We start from the raw sequence: 19,489 nt of genomic DNA, 5'->3' as shown, positions 1-19,489 counted from the left end.
GAAATGGAAGAAATGATCGGTCTTACAGAACCGGAACTGGAGTCTTATGAACAAGCAGCAATTGAACGGAAAGACTTTGTCTGCCACTTGGAAGTTGCCCTGCCCGTAGGTGTGTAAAATAAACAAGGAGGTCTTTGATGACTCAAACGAAAAAGAATGTGAATGTAGAGCAGCAAGCAATCGAAGCCAAAAAAGCATCCAAGAAGTTGATGGTTTTATCAGAAAAAGAAAAGGATGAAGCATTAAACCATCTTGCTGATGTGCTGGAGCGCGACTATGAAACCATTCTTGCCGCTAACGAGAAGGATTTGCAAAACGGCCGGGAGCAAGGTTTCACAGAAGCCTTCATGGACCGATTGGCATTGTCTAAAGAAAGAATTGCGGATTTTGCACAGGGACTTAGAGATGTGGCTAAACTGGAAGATCCTACACGCCGCGTCCTATCCGACTGGACGCTTGAGAACGGGGTGAAAGTGGAAAAGGTAACCGTTCCATTGGGCGTTATCGGTATGATTTATGAAGCTCGGCCTAATGTAACAGTAGATGCTACCGGTCTTGCGCTTAAATCAGGTAACGCTATCGTACTGAAGGGTGGTTCTTCTGCCATCCATTCCAATGAAGCGATCGTTCAAGTCATGCACAAAGGCTTAGCAGAAACGAAAATACCAAAGGAAGCTGTCCAGTTCATTGCTTCCACTGATCGAGCGGCGACCAACGAGCTGTTTACGATGAAAGAGCACATTGATGTGCTGATTCCGCGCGGAGGCGGCAAGCTTATCCAAGCTGTGGTTGAGAATGCAACGGTCCCTGTTCTTGAAACAGGGGTAGGTAACTGTCACGTTTATATTGATCAGACGGCCGATGTAGAAAAAGCGATCCAAATTCTCGTCAATGCAAAAACAGATCGTCCGGCTGTTTGTAATGCCGCGGAAACGCTGGTCGTTCACAAAGAGTGGTTGGAACAGCATGCCGAAGCATTGATCGCTGCTTTCGAACAGAACGGCATTACCGTTCATGGTGACGAATATATTCAAAAAACGATTCCAGGAACGATTCCTGCAGGGGAAGAAGACTGGGCAAACGAATATTTGAGCACAGATATTGCAGTAAAAGCTGTCGATGATCTCACGGAAGCAATCGCTCATATTGAAGCATATGGTACGAAGCATTCGGAAGCAATCATTTCCGAAGATCAGGAGTCCGTCGATACCTTCTTCGCATTGGTGGACGCGGCAGCACTTTATCATAATGCTTCCACCCGTTTTACGGACGGAGGAGCGTTAGGTTTTGGTGCGGAAATCGGTATCTCCACACAAAAATTGCATGCGCGTGGTCCAATGGGATTGCCTGCATTGACGACAGTGAAGTTTCTTATGAAGGGAACCGGCCAAATCAGATAAGAACAGAATGAAAAAAAGGAAGCCGTCTACTCTACGGCTTCCTTTTTCTATGAAATTAAAACGATTCACCGACCATCGCCTGTGCGAGAGTGGCCGTCGTAGTGACGTTGCTGAAATCTACTCCGAGCTGGACCGCTGTCTGAGCAATCTCAGGGCGGATGCCGACGACCGTCGTTCTCACACCAATCAGACGCAGCCCATCAATCAATTGGAAAATCTGGTGGGCAACCATCGTGTCTACTAGATACACACCGGAGAGGTCTATGTATAAATCAGCGACACTCTGACTGGTGCATTTCTGTAAAGTATTATCCAAAATGGCGCTAGCTCTCGCTGTATCGATGTTGCCTACAAGAGGCAGTAAGGCCCTACCATTGGATAATTGAATCAAAGGAGAACTTAATTCATTAATCGTGTGTTTCTGCTTCTGAATCTGTGTGTTCAACTGATTGGACTTTTCTTCTGCAACTTTGTACATAATCTGATCGAACGCTTCTATCAACTTACGTGTCCAAAGCGCCTCACGATCTCTCGTAATTTGAATACCATCTCTCGCTTTGAACTCTTGCAGGAAATCAAGGTACTGCAGCCGGACCCGCATGAATTCACGCATGATCTCATGGGTAGGTGTTTCTAAATGGTGAGGGTCGCTGCCTATTTTTACAATCCATTCATGGATGTGGAGATAAAAGCTTTCCATATCCATCATAAACAGCTGAGACAGGTATGTGTGGAATTCGTTGTTCTGTGCTTTCAGATTGGTAATCGTATCGATATCTGTCGAGCCGTAGACGCCGGTTCCTGATTTATCAAGAGACTCGTACCATTCTTCCGTAAGTATAGAGGATTTGGATAACAAAAAATCACGAAACGCCTGGTTGACCTGCATCTTCCTTCTCCTCTCTTTTGTTTCTACCGTCGGGAAAACTATAATTATATAACATTCATTATATAGAGGTTTTACTAAATTTCCAACAATAATCGTCTGTAATAACTATGGAGCGGAATATGCCAGACAGGATGGGGGAATAGAAGAGATTAGGAGGTGACACCATGACAATCAGAAGTATTTTGTTGGAACAGTTGGAGGCGGTGTATGACAGGAATCACTGGTTCGTTTGTTTTGAGATAGCGGTCAAAGATTTGACGGAAGCAGAGGTGCATCGCAAAGGAGAGGACGGTCATTCCATCTTTGAGCTTGTCCATCATCTTTACTTTTATAATGAAAGGTACCTCTGCAAGTTTCTCGGTGAAGAAGTGCAGGAACTGCCCAGAAACTATAATACATTTCAAGCCCGTGATGCCATGGACTGGAGTGAGTGTATCGCCGACTTCCGCAAAGTCATGTTGAAGTTTCGAAAAGAAATAACCGCGTGCAGTGAAGAGAAATTGACGAAGTGGGGTGGGACACTAACACATTTATTTATCCACAACGCCTATCATATCGGTCAGATCGTCAGTATCCGCAAGCAGAAGAAGTGGTGGAGTACTCATCCTGTTGTTAAAGGCTAAGACGCGTGTGTGGAATGCCCACGCACGCGTCTTGCTTAAACAAATAATTAATCTTCGAAAAGTGGAGTAGTAGCTTCCAGGCAGGTGATGCTGCAGACACAATCCAAATCTACAGTAATGCACACCCCTGTAGCCAATAGGTTACGGACACTGGTCGTAGGGAAGTAGTCACAAACTGTATCTCCACCGAGATCTAATGGGTTACCACTAGCATCTGCAGGAAGCAGCAATTCAAGCTTCACACAGTTCTTCTTACCATCAACGAATTTCTTCGCTTTGAAGATCGGGCTTTGAACGCAGTCAAGGTACGTTCCGCCCCCTCCAGGAAGGCGGCGTCTGACAACGCTGCTTCCGATGAACGGTTTACAATCTTTACAGTAAAGAATAAACGGAACAGTCGTAGGTCCATTACCGTTTGATTCCGGAGACAACAGGTCTCTGATGGAACGCTCACAGCTTACATCGCAGCAGCGATCCCTGCCGGCAACCTCCTCCTGTGCAGCGATGATTTTCTTGATGACATCACGTACACATCCGCTATCTTTACCACTAGAATGACAAGAGCTCATTCAATTTCTCTCCTTTATAAGTTATTCCTTAACAGTCTATGGAAATTACTAGATTGCGCTTGTACAAACGTCTATTTCTATGAAAAAATCTTTCATGTCGGATAGAATAGGTGGAAGCCGTCTCTAGCATCGCTCGAACAACATATATTATTTTATCTACTTGCTTCTGCAGGTAGAAGAATGGTTCACCACGCCATTGTATTTCCCTGCGTGTGGACACCTGCATGGGGCAGGTGTCTTTTTTTTGGGTTTATAGCAGTTCAATTGGATAGTAATGAATGTCCACTCATTTTTATTGAATTTTCTAAAAAATAGGTATAAAATGGTTACATACTGAACAGTTAGTATGTTATTCAGAAATGTAAGCGGTTTAAAAGGAGGTTGAACGATGCACGTTATGGAATTATTTGATTTAAGCGGGAAGACCGCCATCGTTACAGGAGGCGGGCGCGGGCTTGGGGAGCAGATTGCTGCAGGCCTGGCGGAAGCAGGAGCGAACATCGTCGTATGTTCGAGAAAGCAGGACGCCTGCGAGACGGTTGCTTCTTCTTTGAAAGAAAAAACTGGTGTAAAGACGCTGGGAATGGCTTGTGATGTCACGGACCCTTCCCAGGTGGAGGAAGTCATTGCTGCAGTAAAAGAGCAATTTGGAACGATTGATATACTCGTTAACAACAGTGGAGCAACGTGGGGGGCGCCTACACTGGAAATGCCGGTGGAAGCTTTTCAGAAAGTGATGAACGTCAATGTCACAGGGACGTTTCTAATGTCACAAAAGGCCGGGGAAGTAATGATGGAGCAAGGGTACGGGAAGATCATCAATATTGCCTCCGTGGCCGGACTCGGCGGTGCGGACCCGCGCTTCATGGAAACGGTAGGGTACAACGCAAGTAAAGGTGCCGTCATCACTTTCACAAAGGATTTGGCTGTTAAATGGGGTTCGTCCAATATTCAGGTGAATGCACTGGCCCCGGGGTTCTTCCCGACTAAGATGTCCAAGGGAGTATTGGATCAGGGAGGGGAGTTCATTTTAGACCGGACCCCACTCGGGCGCTTCGGTTCAGAATCCGACCTTAAAGGGGCGGCACTGTTCCTCGCATCCAAAGCATCTGATTACGTCACCGGTGACGTGCTTGTCGTAGATGGCGGGATGCACGCATCCTGTTAATTAATGAAGGAGGATGATAGAGATGGAACGATTGACGGTCGTAGGAGCAGGGAGTATGGGACATCAGATCGCCATGCTTGGAGCTCTGGCAGGGTATGAAACGAACCTTCATGATAAAGAGGAATCATCGCTTCATAAAGCCGAAGAGAAGTTAAAAGGAATTATGGATAAGTGGATCGATAAAGGGAAAATTTCACCGGAAGACTCCCGGGAAGCATTCGGACGTCTTCATTACACGACGGACTTAAGAGAAGCGGCCGGCCAGGCGGATATCGTCATAGAAGCCGTCGTTGAAAAGCTGGAAGTGAAGCGGGAAGTGTTCGGACAGCTGGACTCGATCGTACCCTCCCATACGATTCTTGCTACGAATTCTTCTACTATTGTCAGCTCGCTGATTGCAGATGTGACGACGCGCCCGGATAAGGTTTGCAATATGCACTTCTTCTTTCCGCCGCTGGTTATGGACTGTGTGGAAGTGGTGAAAGGGGAACACACCTCTGATTCCACAGTGGAAACAGCCATGGAGGTCTGCAAACGCATGAACAGAACAGGTGTGTTGCTGGAGAAGGAAATATCCGGATTCATTGCAAATCGTATCTTGTTCGCTGTTCAAAGAGAAGCGATGCACCTTTACGAAGAAGGCTATGCCGACTTTAAGGATATTGATAAAATCGTCAAAAAAGCGTTGAGTCATCCACTAGGTCCGTTTGAACTGATGGACTTGTCCGGAATTGATGTCGGTTATTATGTCATGCAGCAGCATTACGAAGAAACCGGAGATCCGGCGGTCAAACCTTCTAAGACGTTGGAGGAGAAACTGAAGGCGGGAGAGTTGGGAAGAAAGACCGGTAAAGGATTCTACCAGTATAATTCCACCGTAAAGAGTTGAGGAGGGAGGAGATGCATGAGTGGGAAGTGACCATCCGATTTTGTGAAACCGATTTGCTTGGACATGTGAACAACAGCAACTACTTCATCTATATGGAAGATGCAAGGGTCCAGTTTTTTTCAGACTGTGATCTCGTCGGGGAGCGCTGGAATTTCGTATTAGCATCAGCGACGTGCGATTTTCTCAAGCAGGTACACTTCGGCCAAACGCTCCTTCTTCGCAGCCGTATCGTAAAAATAGGGAGCTCAAGCTTTCATTTGGAACAGGAAATGGTAGATAAGGATACGGAAGAGACGGCAGCAAAAGGGCTTTCGATTGTTGTCCAATACGATTTCGACAATGGAAAAAGTCTACCGCTGTCGGAAGCTCAGCGCAGCAATTTGGAAAAATATCGATACGTAATGAGTGAATAGAGTGGGGGCGTGGATATGAAAAGAGACACACTTCCTGTCCGTTCGGGAGAGGAACTGGAAATCGAGCGGATCGAGCAGTGGCTTAGAGACCGCATGGAACTGCCTTCAGGAGAACTGGCCGTCCGCCAATTTGGAACCGGCCATTCGAATCTGACTTACGAGCTTTCCATTCGTGACGAGTGGAAAGCCGTGCTGCGTCGTCCTCCGCTTGGTCCAGTGGCTCCGAAAGCCCATGATATGGAAAGAGAGTTTGCCGTGCTTCAGGCTCTCCATCCCTTTTTTCCTTTGGCACCTGAACCGTATATGTATGCTTCCGGAGAAGTCATCGGGAGTCCCTTCTTCTTGATGGAAAGAAGGGAAGGAGTTGTTTTTGATTCCAGTTTTCCTGAAGAGATAAAACCGTCCCGGGAGTTAGGTCGTGCTCTGTCGGAAACGATGGTGGACCGGCTCGTAGAACTGCATGCTATTCCTTACAAAGAAACGGCTTTGAAGGACATGGTAAAGCCGGAGGGTTTTATGGAAAGACAGGTACACGGCTGGATCAAACGCTATGAGAAAGCACGCACGGATGATGTTGTATCCGGGGAAAGATTAATGAAATGGCTGAGTAATCATATCCCAGATTCTGATAAAGCTGCCATTATCCATTATGATTACAAGCTGAATAATGCCATGTTCCAGAAGGATGATCCATCCAGAATGGTCGGTCTATTTGACTGGGAAATGACAACGGTCGGTGATCCTCTCGCTGATCTTGGAGCGGCGATGGGGTACTGGATTCAATCGGATGATCCGGAATCGTTGAAAACCGGACTTGGTAAACCTTCTGTTACGATTCAGGACGGTTTCTATACAAGGGAACAGTTCATATCCAGGTATGCGGAGAAAAGCGGCCGGGATGTGTCCAACGTCCATGTGTACGTAACCTTTGCTTATTTCAAACTGGCAGGAATCATTCAGCAGATTTATTACCGTTATAAGCGCGGCCAGACGGACGACCCCCGATTTGAGGGAATGAACGTGTTCGTCAATCATTTGATCGAACATGCAGAAGAAACGGCGGGATTATAATATGGGAAAAATCCAAGTAATTTTTAAGAAAGAGGATATCCGCCCGGATGATCTGGAAGGGAAAGTGGCCGTTGTTTTCGATGTCTTGTTTGCGACCTCTACCATAACGGCGGCTCTGGCTGACGGGGCTGCTGCTGTCATCCCGGTATTTGATGCAGAACAGGCGAGAAAGAAGGCGGCTGTTATGAAAGAGCCGTTTTTGCTTGCCGGAGAAGATCAAGGAAAAGGAATAGAGGGCTTCCATCCACCGCTTCGGACTCATTTAAAGCCACATATCAAGAATCATCATCTCATTTTGTCCACAACCAACGGTACCGTCGCCCTGCACCGAGCCCGGAGAGCAAAGCGTCTCTATGCTGCTTCCCTATTAAATAATCCAGCTATGGCTGAGCATCTTGTCAGGTTACATGGAGGGGATACAATCGTTATCATCTGCTCCGGGTCAAGCGGTCACTTTACGCTTGAAGATTTCTACGGTGCCGGGAGTCTTATAACCTATATGGAGCAGGAAGGAGTATGGACGCTTTCCGACGCTGCCATCGCTGCCCGCGATTTTTACAACAGTAAGGGAACTGCGAGAGCAGAGGTGCTTTTGGAGTGTCGTATCGGACAAATGCTGCTATCGGAAGGGTTAAATCCGGAAGAAGTGGAGTTTGTGGCTGAAGAAGGTCATTTTGATACGATTCCTACTTATGATGCGGAAGAAGCTGTGTTGAAGGAGGGAAGACATGCCGCCAGTAAAATATAAAGTAGCCGGCGGGGAATTTCTTGTACGTGACCTGCCGCTGGATGTTGTTTTCACACCGGAAGAACGAACAGAAGAACACAAAATGATTGGTGACACCGCTCGACAATATATTACCCGGGAAATACACCCAAATAGAAAGAGAATAGAAAGTGGAGATTATGCTTTTGTCGCCTCCAAAATGAAAGAAGCCGGAGAGTTAGGGCTGCTTGCCCATAGTATTCCCGAACGGTTTGGCGGTCTGGGTCTGGATAAAATGAGTAAAGGTATCGTCGGGGAAGCGCTGGGCAGCGGTGGTGGATACAGTGTCGCTCATTCGAACCATACGTGCATCGCAACCTTGCCGATCACTTATTTCGGGTCGGAGGAGCAGAAAAGGAACTATCTTCCGAAACTTGCCAGTGGAGAGTATATTGGAGCATACTGCCTGACAGAACCGGAGGCGGGATCTGATGCGCTGGCGGCTAAAACGACAGCGGTCATGAATGAAGAGAAGTCCCACTACTTATTGAACGGTACAAAAATATATATCACCAACGCTTCCTTTTCCGATACGTTCATTGTGTACGCAAAAGTGGATGGGAAGGACTTCACTGCTTTCATCGTAGAGAAGGATTTCCCTGGATTATCCATTGGTCCTGAGGAAGAGAAGATGGGAATTAAAGGGTCTTCCACCTGCTCGGTCGTGATGGAGGATTGTGAGGTTCCGGTCGAGAATGTACTTGGAGAAATCGGCAAAGGACATCTGATTGCATTAAACGTATTGAATTTAGGGAGGTTCAATTTAGGTTTCGCTGCTCTCGGTGCAGCGAAGCAGGCCCTGCAGCTGGCTGTTCAGCATACTTCGGAGCGGAAGCAGTTTGGAAGAGCGATTTCGGCATTCCCTGCTACTAAAGAAAAATTGGCCAGGATGGCCGGCGATATCTTTGCTTCTGAATCGCTTTTGTATCGGACAGCTGGTCATATAGAATCTGCTCTTGGGTATTTGGATGAAGCAGCGGAGCCTTCCGAGACAGCTAGAGCGATGAACGAGCATAAGATGGAAGCGGCGATTTGTAAAGTTGCGGGATCCGAGACCTTGGATGCCGTTGTGGATGAAGCGCTCCAGCTTCATGGGGGTGCCGGTTTTATTAAAGAATATCCGATTGAACAAATGTACAGGGATGCGCGCATCAATCGAATTTTCGAAGGAACGAACGAGATTAACCGTCTTCTGATCGCCGGATCTTTCTTGAAATCAGCAGAAAAGGAGAGGACAAGCTTCCAATCTATTCTGGAACAAGCAGAATACTCTTTAAAGAATAGAGGATATATGAGGTCTACGGGAGAGCTTGGTGATGCAGAAGAAGCGGTAGCCTTATACAGGGATTTATTTCTTGTGACGGCTGGTTCGGCTGTCCGTAAATATGGAAAGTCCCTCTCTGAAAATCAGGAAATAATGATGGCTCTTGCTGATCTTGCAATGGAATTATATCGAACGCAATCGGTTGTCTGGCGTGTCAAGAAGTCCTTACAAAGACAACATAAGGACGCTTCTTGGCAGAAGAAGCTTGTCTATTTGATAGTGGAGGACGCCAACCTGCGCATTCAGTCTTCCGTAATATTCCTTTTGTCGGACCTGCTGGAGGGAGAAGAAAGAGTTCATACACTCAGGAATGTCAGCGGGCTGTTAAGTGTGTATCACTGGCCGGATTCTATCCAAAGGAACAGGGAAATTGCAGAAGCGTTGCTTGAGTTCAGACAGTATCCAAACTAATGAAGGAGTTGGAGAAAATGAGAGGTAATGAACATTTGACTGTACAGGTGAACGGACCGATTATGCATTGTGTGCTAAACCGACCGGAAGCGCTTAATGCCTTTTCCGACCAAATGATTTCCGGTTTAATGAAGGCTTTGAAGGAAGCGGAAGAATCAGAAGATGTGAAGGCAGTCGTCCTATCAGGTGCCGGTAGATCCTTCTCCGCCGGAGGTGATGTGAAGGGTATGGGGCAGGCGAGTGCTGCTAAGCTGTATGATCATGTGGGGAAATTGAATCAATTGATATTGGCTATCAAAGCACTTCCGAAGCCGGTTATAGCTGTCGTTCACGGATATGCAGCCGGTGCCGGTTTCAACCTTGCTCTCGCTTGCGATCAAATTCTTGCAGCAGAAAAGAGCAAGTTCGTCATGAGCTTCGCTCAAGTCGGCCTTATCTCTGATGGTGGCGGTCATTATTTCTTAACGAAAGTACTTGGTCCATACCGTGCCAAAGAGTTACTGTTCCGCGCAGAACCGATCAACGTGGAGCAGGCATATGACTGGGGTATGGTAAACCGGATTCTTCCAGTCGATGATCTTGAGGGCGCGGCCATGGAATACGCGCTTGAAATAGCCAACGGGCCTGCACGGGCAATCGGCATGATTAAAAGGGTGGTCGACCAGGCGGATCAATCCGATCTTGCGGCCATTCTCGAGCAGGAAAGAATCTCACAAACGATGATGATCGCAACCGAAGATCATAAAGAAGGCGTCGAAGCGTTCAAGAATAAACGCAAGCCGGAATTTGCAGGGAGGTGAACGAAATGAAAGCCATACAATTCAAAGCATACGGAGGTCCGTCTGTCCTTGAGGAGGTAACCATTGACGTACCAACATTGGAGAAGGACGAGGTGCTGCTGAAAGTGGAGGCTGTCGGTGTGAATTACGCCGATACTGCGAGACGGGAAGGAGCCTATGTCTTACCTACCCCGCTCCCTTTCATACCTGGAGCTGAGGTAGCCGGTGTTGTTGCAGGCACGGGTTCAGATGCCTCTCGTTTTAAAGAAGGGGACAGGGTGGTTACTTTAATTGGATCAGGTGGATATGCAGAGTTTGTGAAAACGAAGGAGAGCACCTTAATTCCAATCCCGGACGGAGTCGACTACGAAACAGCTGTCGCTTTACCACTTCAGGGACTGACTGCTTACCATATTCTAACGACGATGGGACGGATGGAAAAAGGAGAAACCGTCCTTATTCATGCCGCGGCCGGCGGTGTTGGTTCTCTTGCGGTTCAGCTCGCCAAGCATTTTGGAGCGGGAAACGTTATTGCTACGGCAAGTACAGAAGAGAAACTGTTTCTTGCCAGGGACCTTGGTGCCGATCATGTCATTAACTATACACATGAGCATTGGCGGGAAGACGTTATGGATGTTACGGGAGGTAAAGGAGTTGACGTTGCACTGGAGATGGCCGGTGGAGAAGTTTTTCTTGAGACGGTGAAGTGTATGAGATCTTTCGGCCGCGTCGTCGTTTATGGAGTGGCAAGCGGTAATCCTGCGACGATGTATCCATCTGGACTCATGAACCGTAACCTCTCTGTCATCGGATTCTTTCTTCCTCAAATCATGAAGAAGCCGGTCTTGTTTGAGAAGAGTCTTGACCATCTTCTACAGTTAGTGAATACCGGAGATTTAAAGCTGACTATCGGCGGAGTATTCAAGCTTGAGGAAGCAGCGCGTGTCCACGAGATGATGCAGGGGAGACAAACGACAGGTAAAATTGTATTAAAACCTTGAAGAGAGAAGCAGGGGAACCTGCTTCTTTTTTTGTTTTCTTCACTTGGAGCTGTGAAAGTAGGGATATCTGTCGAAAGCAGGAGATTTGGAAATGAATCCAGAATAAGTAAGGTTACTGATAGAAGAGGAGGATGGCTGTGTTTATACATAAAGTAGACGAGCAATTATCTTTAAAACTGATTGGTTTCGAGGATGCAGAAGAACTTTACGAATTGTCGGACCGTTCTCGTGAGCATATAAGGACATGGCTTCCTTGGGTCGACTACACCAAGTCACCGGAGGATACGAGAAAATATATCCAAGGGTGTTTGGAGAGCTATGCGGATAACAATGGTTTGACCGTCTGTTTGCTGGAAAGTGGGAAGATTGCTGGTATTCTCGGGTTCCATGAATATGATTGGGGGAATAAGAAGGCGAGTGTCGGCTACTGGATGGGGACAGATTTCAAGGGCCGTGGTTTATTGACAAGGGCATGCCGTGCCTTGTTCGATTATGCGTTCAAAGAATTAGGGTTAAACAGAATTGAAATCCGGGCGGCGGAGGGGAATATCAAAAGCAGAGCGGTACCGGAACGCCTGGGCTTTGTACAGGAGGGGATCATCCGCGACGCGGCATTACTGTATGGGAATTACACCAACCACGTGGTGTATGGGATGCTTTCAAAAGATTGGGAGTAGAACACAGCAAAAAAACCGCCTGGGGACCAACCCAGGCGGTTTTTTTATAGAATGGCAGTTGATTCGTTTTTAATATCTGTAATGAACATGTGGCCGGGAGCGTGTGTAATCATGATATCGGGTTTTTGCTGCATGGCCACCGCTTGCGGGGTAACACCGCAGGCCCAAAAAACCGGTACTTCATCACGGTGTATGGTAACAGACTCTCCAAAGTCGGGAGAATTTAAGTCTTTAATTCCGATTTTGCCAGGATCACCGATGTGTACAGGAGCGCCGTGAACGTTTGGAAATCGGCTTGTTACTTGAACAGCCCGGATTGCGTCCGCCTGTTTCATCGGCCGCATGCTGACAACCATTGGACCATGAAAGTTACCAGCCGGAACGCACTCGATGGAGGTTCGGTACATTGGTACATTCCGATTTTCCTCGATATGACGGACGGGGATGTTGTTTTCAAGCAGTGCCTGTTCAAATGTGAAACTGCATCCAAGCAGAAACCCGACCATGTCTTGTGTCCAGGCATTTGTAATGTCCGTGGTTACCTCGGACAACACGCCGTCCTTATATATATGATACTTAGGAAGGTCTTTCCTAAGATCGGCTCCCGGAGCGGTTAACAACGGGGCGAAGCTGCCCGGGTCTGTAACATCAAGAACCGGGCACGGTTTAGGGTTTCTTTGGCAAAATACAAGAAAATCAAAGGCCAGTTCCCGGGGGACAACGGCAAGGTTTCCCTGTACAAAACCGTTGGCCATTCCGGCGGTAGGGCCTTTCCAACTACCTTCCCGGATCATTTCTCGCGCCTCTGAAGGGGACAGTATAGATGGTTCCAATGACAACACTCCTACTGGAATAATTTAGGTATACCTTGGAACAGGGACAAGCCTCCCATGTAAGCCATGGCTATAACGATAATGACGCCAAACACGGTAAGCCATATTGGGTGTTTGTAGTCCTTACCGACAATTTTTCGATTGTTTGCTGCAACCAGCATGACGCCTAAAGCGATCGGCAGAATCAAACCATTTAAAGATCCGACAAGTATTAAGATTTTTACCGGTTGTCCGATAGAAACGAATACACTTGTAGAAATGATGATAAAGGCAACGATAAACCACTTATGATATTTTTCGATGGTTTTACTGAATGTCCGTATAAAGGAAACGGAGGTATACGCAGCGCCTACGACAGAAGTTACCGCGGCTGCCCACATGATAACACCGAATATTTTGTAACCTACGTTTCCAGCTGCCGCCTGAAATACGGAAGCAGGAGGGTTGTCCGGGTTTAAAGTGAAACCTGATGCGATAACGCCGAGAGATGCGAGGAAGAGAAAGATCCTCATGACGGATGCGATACCGATTGCTGAAACGGAGCTTTTCGTAACTTCACCGAGAGATTCTTTCCCTTTGACGCCCGCATCAAGGAGACGGTGGCCGCCGGCAAACGTGATATAGCCGCCGACCGTACCTCCGACGAGGGTTGTAATAGCCAGGAAATCAATCGTATCCGGTACAAATGTCTTCGTGATCGCTTCTCCTACCGGTGGTTCTGCTGAGAACATGACAAAGATCGTCAAGGCAATCATGACGAACCCGGCAATCTGCGCGAATCGGTCCATGACTTTTCCAGCTTCCCGGACGAGAAAGACACCGACGGCAACGATTCCACTAAAGAGCGCCCCGAGTTCAGGAGATATCCCGAAGAGTACGTTGGTTCCAAGTCCTGCACCGGCGATATTTCCGATGTTGAAGGCTAGACCACCGGCGACGATCAGTACGGATAAGAAAACACCGAGCCCTGGAACCAGACTGTTCGCTATGTCCTGTGCCGGTTTCTCGGCAATTGCAATAATGCGCCAAATATTGAGCTGGGCACCGATATCGATAATGATGGAAATAAGGATGACAAATCCGAAACTTGCTGCTAATTGTTGAGTGAAATGCGTAGTCTGGGTAAGGAAACCGGGTCCGATAGCTGAGGTGGCCATCAAAAACGCGGCGCCTAATAGGAGACTTCTGTTTGATTGTTGTTTCATGGAGCTGCTCCTTTCTGCTTCTTAAATAGTAATGAATTTTCCACTTGCCTGCAGTTTTATATCTGATTCTTTCAATGCACCGGTAATGTACTTAGCAAATTCGACAGCATGGGCGCCATCTCCGTGAATGCAGATGGTTTGAGCTTGGATGTCAATATCCACATTCTGCATTGTGTGCACTTTGTTTTCTTTAATCATGCGGATGACTTGATCCACCGCATGTTTACGATCAGTGATCAAGGCATCCGGCAGCCTTCTTGAAGTAAGGCTGCCATCCTCTTGATACGTGCGGTCGGAGAATACTTCGCTCGCTGTAGGGAGGTTATATGTACGGCCTGCTGCAATCAGTTCGCTGCCAGCAAGGCCGTATAACAACAGCCCGGTATCTACATCCCTGACCGCTTTCGCAATTGCTTCTGCCAGTGTCTTATCTTTGGCAGCCATATTATACAGCGCTCCGTGTGGCTTCACGTGCTGCAATTTCTCACCTTCCGCATGAACAAAACCTTGAAGGGCACCGATTTGATAGACGACTAAATCATAAGCTTCTGCAGGAGAAAGGTCCATCGGTCGTCTTCCGAAGCCTTGAAGATCCGGCAGCCCTGGATGCGCCCCGATACCGACCCCGTTTGCTGCGGCTTTTTTAACTGTTTCTCTCATAGTCGAAGGGTCGCCTGCATGATAACCGCAGGCGATATTCGCTGATGTGACATAGGTTAGGATTTCTTCATCCTGCCCCATTTTATACGCTCCAAAGCTTTCTCCCATATCACAATTTAAGTCTACGATATGCATATTGGATCACCCTTTCCTAATTAAATTTCCTTTGAATACTCTGTTGTAGCAGCTTCAGCTGCTTTTCACGATCTATATAGAGATGTTCTGCTTCCTCATGGGAAACGAGAGTGAAGGAGATCGTTTCTCCTGGTCGTTTCTGGGCGAGCTTTGGAAGATCCGTTGTAATGACTTGAGCAATTTTGGGGTAACCGCCTGTCGTTTGTCTGTCTGCCAATAATACAATCGGATTTCCTTCTGGAGGTACTTGGATCGTTCCGAACATGACTGCTTCTGACAACATATCTCTTTTATGCGATTGTTGAAGCTTCTCTCCCTTCAATCGATACCCCATCCGATCGGACTTGGAGTCAATTTTAAAGGTGTGTTCTAAGATAGCTTCCCGGCTCTTTCCATCAAACCAATCGTACTCTCTTCCTTTTATTATGCGGATGGGTTCATCGGGAGAAGGAGAGAGTCGGAACTCCGCAGAAGTTGACCAATTCGCTTCTGAGAAGGATGCGGAATGCTTTCTTTCTTTCAAGTGTTGAAGCATGTGAACCGATTTTTGGGAAAGCTCACCAATAGGAAGCTCATCCCCTTTTTCCAATGACCGTCCTTGAAATCCACCGATTCCTGCTCTTAAGTATGTCGAACGACTGTTAAGAACTTCAGGAACATCAAAGCCTCCTGCTACAGCTAAATAGGAACGAAAACCTTGTTTCGGTTTCCCGAATCTCAATTCACTTCCTTTTTTTATAAAAGCAGGCTTCCATGTATGGAGAGGTTCACCGTCAACCATCGGTGATAGATCCCCTCCACATACAGCGATTAATGCATCTGTCTGAAACTCAAGTACCGGTCCGAGGAGCGTAATTTCCATTGTTGCCTCTCCGGAGTCGTTGCCGACAAGAAAATTGGCGATTCTATGAGCTTCCTTATCCATCACCCCGCTTGCAATTACACCATGTTTTTGGAACCCATAGCGGCCGAGGTCCTGAATTGTCGTCAATAGACCGGATTTTGTCACTTGTATCATTGGGAACCCCTCTTTCTTTCCTGGTATTCTTCTTCTGTAATTGGAACGAACTGGATTCGATCTCCCGCTTGAAGGAGGGAGGGGATATCTTGATCCGGTTGGAAGAGAGAAAGAGGGGTTCGGCCGATCAACTGCCAACCTCCAGGCGTTTCTATCGGGTATACACCAGTCTGACCTCCGGCTATACCGACGGAACCTTCAGGGATCGCAAGGCGTGGATCGTCTCTTCTTGGAGTAGCGATTTCAGGATCCATCCCCCCGATATAAGGGAATCCGGGAGCGAAACCGATCATATAGACGAGGTAGTCTCCCGCCATGTGCTTTTGTATCACTTCTTCCTCTGATAAACGGTTGTGCTCTGCTACGGCAGCTAAATCAGGACCGAATTCCCCTCCATAACAGACCGGAATTTCAATGGTGCGTGAATGTTCTGCTTTGTATTCCGTCCTTTCCTTGAGGATAAGTTGAAGCTGCTCACATATCCAATGGTAAGGGCGCACACCGGCGGCATGACGCTTGTGTATATAGAATGGATCATATGTAATGGTGATGGTTGTAAACGCGGGGATGTATTCTATCATCCAATCCGGTTTGTATTTGTCGAAATGTGCGGAGATTTTTCTTACATGTTGATTGACTTGTTCATCGATGGTATCACCAAGCTGAAGTAGTACGGCCTGGTCACCTACTGGATGGAATGTGATGTCCAATAGTTAAACCTCCTTGTAAAGTACGATAATCAGTGATGGAAAGTAAAAAGTGGATAATTGGCGAAATTGTTTGAAATGGGAGACTTTTTTATAGTATCTTATTTCAGCCGTGCTTTCAAATTAGTTTAGCAATCGTAACGTTTGTTTATAAATTCAAAGTGGTGGTAATTATATCTATAAAATACAAAATACATGAGAGGGGTTTATCCATGCCTTGGGATACCAATGACTATCCAAGTTCCTTAAAGAACTTGGATACACCTGTCCGCAAGAAAGCCATCGACATTGCTAATGCAATGATAGAGGAAGGGTATAAAGAAAATCAGGCCATTCCAATTGCTACGGAACAGGCGAAAGAATGGTATGAAAACGCGGAGGAGAAAGAAATCAATCGTGTCACACAAATGAGTGACGAAAATTTGAAAAACAGAGACGATGATGTGAAGAATAGTACGAAGAGCCGCCCGGAGCTTCTCGATAAGGGAGAGCATGTCATGGTGCATGAAGACGGCTGGGCTGTAAAAGCGGAAGGCGCGAAGCAGGTATCTAATGTGTTTGATACGAAGGAAAAAGCGATTAAAAGAGCGGAAGAAATCGCTGAGAATAAACAGACCAGTGTGATTATTCATAAGAAGGACGGAAGTATTCAGGATCGAAAGGAATTTAATGGATAAAAAGGGGTTTACAGGGATGCTGGAGTGGTAATAAACCATATATAAGACGAAGCGAAGGAGGGTTCGGAATGGCGGATACTAGAAACCAAGCGGAACATGTCCTTACACATGAAGATGGCTGGGCCGTTAAAGCAGAAGGTGCTGAGCAGCCAACGCAGGTATTTGACACGAAAGAAGAAGCGATTCAAAGGGCGAAGGAAATTGCTCAAAACAAAGGCACCAGAGCAGTCATCCATATGAAGGACGGTACAATCCAGACCCAGCACGACTACTCCTCATAAGAATTCCAGAAAAACACTCATGCGAGTGTTTTTCTTTTTTTGCAGGGGAAGAACCCTTCCTGTATGATGAGAAGGGCAGATGATGACGATGGAGGTACTTTACATGAATGGACAAAAACGAAGCGATATTAAGATCGGTGCAGATGTAGAAATTGTTCTGAAGAAAGATCAACGAACGGGAGCATTAACCTCCGGCAAAGTAAAAGACATTCTGACCAAGTCTCCCAATCACCCTCACGGTATTAAGGTGCGGTTGGAGGATGGACAGGTAGGCCGTGTGAAGAAGGTCCACAGCGAATGAAAAACAGCCCGAAATCACTGGAATGATTTCGGGCTGTTTCTTTTCTAATATAGGAAAAGCGAATCAGACAATCGTCCAACCCGCTTTATTATAGAGTCCTCTGCATAGATGGAGGACTACTTAAGTTTGTTTCGGAAAATATCAAGTTACACATATTTGTGGAAGTTACATCCATGTTGTTGCCGCGGTTCAAAATTCTACATGGTAGTTTGTTTCAACTTAAACGACGCAATCCCTACCTCTATTGCATCCTTACAGCTCCGAAGCTGATCCAGTGTGATTAAGTTGTATCAAAACGTAGCAGAATGCCAGTCTCATACAAATCACTCTTTTCTTTTCCGAGTTGCCTTTCTTATGAAGGCACCATCTTCAAATTATATGGGATGTTAAGTCTTTTGTCAACACCCTGCGTTTTGAATAGGAACTACCATCAATCATTGATTTTAATGACGGTACGACCTTGTATTTGCCCTTTAAGGATTTGGTCCAGCGTTTCGGGGACCTTTTGTAACGGCTGCACCGTCTTGATAGCATCAAACGCTTCTTTGACTTTCATGTCGTTCGCTAACCGGTGCCACACTTTTTCTCTCATTTCCATCGGGCAATTTACAGAATCAATACCTAGAAGGCTGATACCCCTTAGAATGAAGGGATAAACTTGCGTAGGTATTTTCGTCCCTCCGGTGAGACCACTAACAGCTGCTGCGCCACTGTATTTCAATTTGCTTAGTACAGAAGCGAGCTGTTCACCGCCGACCGGATCAACGGCAGCAGCCCAGCGTCCGCTGGCGAGTGCTTTCTGTTTGCCGTCATAGACATCTTCTCTGGAAAGGATGGTTTCTGCGCCTAAATTCTTTAAGAAATCTGCATTTTCCTTACTCCCGGTACTTGCGTGCACTTCATACCCTCGCTTAGCCAGCATAGCGACCGCCATACTGCCGACGCCTCCCGATGCTCCGGTGACGAGTACGGGCCCGGCTTCCCGGGTCAGGCCGTTGTGCTCCAACCTGTGAATGGACAACGCAGCCGTAAAACCGGCGGTTCCATAAATCATTGCCTCTTCCGTCGTCATCCCATCGGGAAGAGGGACAATCCAGTCGGCGGGGATACTTGCATATTCGCTGTAGCCGCCGGGATGATTAACGCCGATCTCATAGCTGGTGGCAATAACCTTATCCCCTTGGTGGAAGCGAGTGTCATCAGAGTGGACGACTTCTCCCGCCAGGTCTATACCAGGGATAATCGGGTATGCTTTTATAAGAGCATTGTCCTCCTGTGTAACCATTCCGTCCTTGTAGTTGACGCTTGAATAATGAACTTTAATGGTTACGTCACTGGAAGGAAGATCGCTCATCTGAAGTGTTTTTATAGCTCCGGTTATGCCTTCATCATCTTGAGATAACTGATAGGCCTGAAATTCTTTCATGTCTTTCACCTCATAAATCATGGTCTTAAGTCTTCGTTATGTCTTTCTTCTGTGGAAGAGTCATTTTTGGATGTTTTTCCCTTTTGTTCTTCTAGCTGTTCCTTCTTCAGATCATCGACGGGAATTTCATCCATCAGCTCTTCTTTTCGTTTCTTCTCTTCGAAACTTTGATCTTCTTCACTCAGCTTATGGCTGTTTTTTTTGGACATCCCCTCACCTCCGATGGTGGATTCTCTTCTCTCATTCCTTTTTTGTGGTTAAATAAA

23 protein-coding genes are annotated in these 19,489 nt (G+C 46.8%); 14 read left to right on the top strand and 9 right to left on the bottom strand.

What is annotated here, in order from left to right:
• The first annotated feature begins 137 nt into the window (after window positions 1–137).
• The gene (locus D479_RS01560) at window positions 138–1,400 is read left to right on the top strand and encodes a glutamate-5-semialdehyde dehydrogenase (RefSeq protein WP_008632894.1); all 1,263 of its coding nucleotides are present in this window, start codon (window positions 138–140) and stop codon (window positions 1,398–1,400) included.
• Between the two features lie 55 nt (window positions 1,401–1,455).
• Here the strand turns inward: D479_RS01560 and D479_RS01555 are convergent, their stop codons facing one another.
• Window positions 1,456–2,289 carry an STAS domain-containing protein gene (locus D479_RS01555; RefSeq protein WP_008632892.1) on the bottom strand — a complete coding sequence of 278 codons (834 nt, stop codon included), beginning with the start codon at window positions 2,287–2,289 and terminating at the stop codon, window positions 1,456–1,458.
• A 164-nt stretch (window positions 2,290–2,453) separates the two neighbouring features.
• On the opposite strand from D479_RS01555, the gene D479_RS01550 reads away from it, so the two are divergent.
• Window positions 2,454–2,912 carry a DinB family protein gene (locus D479_RS01550; RefSeq protein WP_008632891.1) on the top strand — a complete coding sequence of 153 codons (459 nt, stop codon included), beginning with the start codon at window positions 2,454–2,456 and terminating at the stop codon, window positions 2,910–2,912.
• Between the two features lie 47 nt (window positions 2,913–2,959).
• Here D479_RS01550 and D479_RS01545 read toward each other — a convergent pair whose 3' ends face one another.
• Window positions 2,960–3,481, bottom strand: a complete 522-nt coding sequence (locus D479_RS01545) for a CotY/CotZ family spore coat protein (RefSeq protein ID WP_008632890.1) — start codon at window positions 3,479–3,481, stop codon at window positions 2,960–2,962.
• Between the two features lie 388 nt (window positions 3,482–3,869).
• On the opposite strand from D479_RS01545, the gene D479_RS01540 reads away from it, so the two are divergent.
• From D479_RS01540 to D479_RS01500, 9 genes are all read left to right on the top strand, one after another.
• Window positions 3,870–4,649 (top strand): SDR family oxidoreductase, encoded by a 780-nt coding sequence (locus D479_RS01540; protein WP_008632887.1) that lies wholly within the window; start codon window positions 3,870–3,872, stop codon window positions 4,647–4,649.
• A gap of 13 nt (window positions 4,650–4,662) precedes the next feature.
• Window positions 4,663–5,538, top strand: coding sequence for a 3-hydroxyacyl-CoA dehydrogenase family protein (locus tag D479_RS01535; protein WP_039870395.1), 876 nt, complete (start codon window positions 4,663–4,665; stop codon window positions 5,536–5,538).
• Between the two features lie 11 nt (window positions 5,539–5,549).
• Window positions 5,550–5,951, top strand: a complete 402-nt coding sequence (locus tag D479_RS01530) for a thioesterase family protein (RefSeq protein WP_008632883.1) — start codon at window positions 5,550–5,552, stop codon at window positions 5,949–5,951.
• Between the two features lie 15 nt (window positions 5,952–5,966).
• Complete coding sequence (locus tag D479_RS01525; RefSeq protein WP_008632881.1) at window positions 5,967–7,022, top strand: phosphotransferase family protein; 1,056 nt, start codon at window positions 5,967–5,969, stop codon at window positions 7,020–7,022.
• A gap of 1 nt (window position 7,023) precedes the next feature.
• Window positions 7,024–7,770 carry a 2-phosphosulfolactate phosphatase gene (locus D479_RS01520; RefSeq protein ID WP_008632872.1) on the top strand — a complete coding sequence of 249 codons (747 nt, stop codon included), beginning with the start codon at window positions 7,024–7,026 and terminating at the stop codon, window positions 7,768–7,770.
• Complete coding sequence (locus tag D479_RS01515; protein ID WP_008632871.1) at window positions 7,751–9,523, top strand: acyl-CoA dehydrogenase family protein; 1,773 nt, start codon at window positions 7,751–7,753, stop codon at window positions 9,521–9,523. Before D479_RS01520 ends, D479_RS01515 begins: the two co-directional genes overlap by 20 nt.
• 17 nt (window positions 9,524–9,540) lie before the next feature.
• Complete coding sequence (locus D479_RS01510; protein ID WP_008632870.1) at window positions 9,541–10,323, top strand: enoyl-CoA hydratase; 783 nt, start codon at window positions 9,541–9,543, stop codon at window positions 10,321–10,323.
• 5 nt (window positions 10,324–10,328) lie between these two features.
• Window positions 10,329–11,303 carry a quinone oxidoreductase gene (locus D479_RS01505; protein ID WP_008632869.1) on the top strand — a complete coding sequence of 325 codons (975 nt, stop codon included), beginning with the start codon at window positions 10,329–10,331 and terminating at the stop codon, window positions 11,301–11,303.
• A gap of 131 nt (window positions 11,304–11,434) precedes the next feature.
• Window positions 11,435–11,980 (top strand): GNAT family protein, encoded by a 546-nt coding sequence (locus tag D479_RS01500; protein ID WP_328700173.1) that lies wholly within the window; start codon window positions 11,435–11,437, stop codon window positions 11,978–11,980.
• A gap of 44 nt (window positions 11,981–12,024) precedes the next feature.
• Here D479_RS01500 and D479_RS01495 read toward each other — a convergent pair whose 3' ends face one another.
• The 5 genes from D479_RS01495 to pxpB are packed head-to-tail and all read right to left on the bottom strand — an operon-like array spanning window position 12,025 to window position 16,541.
• Window positions 12,025–12,813 (bottom strand): putative hydro-lyase, encoded by a 789-nt coding sequence (locus tag D479_RS01495; protein ID WP_008632865.1) that lies wholly within the window; start codon window positions 12,811–12,813, stop codon window positions 12,025–12,027.
• A gap of 11 nt (window positions 12,814–12,824) precedes the next feature.
• Complete coding sequence (locus D479_RS01490; RefSeq protein WP_026578634.1) at window positions 12,825–14,018, bottom strand: NRAMP family divalent metal transporter; 1,194 nt, start codon at window positions 14,016–14,018, stop codon at window positions 12,825–12,827.
• A gap of 21 nt (window positions 14,019–14,039) precedes the next feature.
• Window positions 14,040–14,813, bottom strand: coding sequence for a 5-oxoprolinase subunit PxpA (locus tag D479_RS01485; protein ID WP_008632861.1), 774 nt, complete (start codon window positions 14,811–14,813; stop codon window positions 14,040–14,042).
• 16 nt (window positions 14,814–14,829) lie between these two features.
• Window positions 14,830–15,831, bottom strand: a complete 1,002-nt coding sequence (locus D479_RS01480) for a biotin-dependent carboxyltransferase family protein (RefSeq protein WP_008632854.1) — start codon at window positions 15,829–15,831, stop codon at window positions 14,830–14,832.
• Window positions 15,828–16,541, bottom strand: a complete 714-nt coding sequence (pxpB, locus tag D479_RS01475; protein ID WP_008632852.1) for a 5-oxoprolinase subunit PxpB — start codon at window positions 16,539–16,541, stop codon at window positions 15,828–15,830. The genes D479_RS01480 and pxpB overlap by 4 nt, the downstream gene beginning before the upstream one ends.
• Before the next feature lie 209 nt (window positions 16,542–16,750).
• Between pxpB and D479_RS01470 the strand changes: the two genes are divergently transcribed.
• The 3 genes from D479_RS01470 to D479_RS01460 all read left to right on the top strand — a co-directional run bounded on the left by D479_RS01470 (window position 16,751) and on the right by D479_RS01460 (window position 17,797).
• Complete coding sequence (locus D479_RS01470; protein WP_008632850.1) at window positions 16,751–17,215, top strand: DUF2188 domain-containing protein; 465 nt, start codon at window positions 16,751–16,753, stop codon at window positions 17,213–17,215.
• A gap of 68 nt (window positions 17,216–17,283) precedes the next feature.
• Window positions 17,284–17,496, top strand: coding sequence for a DUF2188 domain-containing protein (locus D479_RS01465; protein ID WP_008632849.1), 213 nt, complete (start codon window positions 17,284–17,286; stop codon window positions 17,494–17,496).
• Window positions 17,497–17,599: 103 nt separating this feature from the next.
• Window positions 17,600–17,797, top strand: coding sequence for a YwbE family protein (locus D479_RS01460; RefSeq protein ID WP_008632847.1), 198 nt, complete (start codon window positions 17,600–17,602; stop codon window positions 17,795–17,797).
• A gap of 430 nt (window positions 17,798–18,227) precedes the next feature.
• On the opposite strand, the gene D479_RS01455 is transcribed toward D479_RS01460, so the two are convergent.
• Both D479_RS01455 and D479_RS01450 read right to left on the bottom strand, forming a co-directional pair.
• Window positions 18,228–19,223, bottom strand: coding sequence for an acryloyl-CoA reductase (locus tag D479_RS01455; protein WP_039870404.1), 996 nt, complete (start codon window positions 19,221–19,223; stop codon window positions 18,228–18,230).
• A gap of 17 nt (window positions 19,224–19,240) precedes the next feature.
• The gene (locus D479_RS01450; protein ID WP_008632838.1) at window positions 19,241–19,432 is read right to left on the bottom strand and encodes a hypothetical protein; all 192 of its coding nucleotides are present in this window, start codon (window positions 19,430–19,432) and stop codon (window positions 19,241–19,243) included.
• Window positions 19,433–19,489: the final 57 nt, after the last annotated feature.

Source organism: Halobacillus sp. BAB-2008 (genome assembly GCF_000328325.1).
In the GTDB taxonomy this organism is placed as follows: Bacteria; Bacillota; Bacilli; order Bacillales; family Halobacillaceae; genus Halobacillus.
Note: the sequence above shows the minus strand (reverse complement) of the source record. Positions and strands in the feature narration are given on the sequence as shown.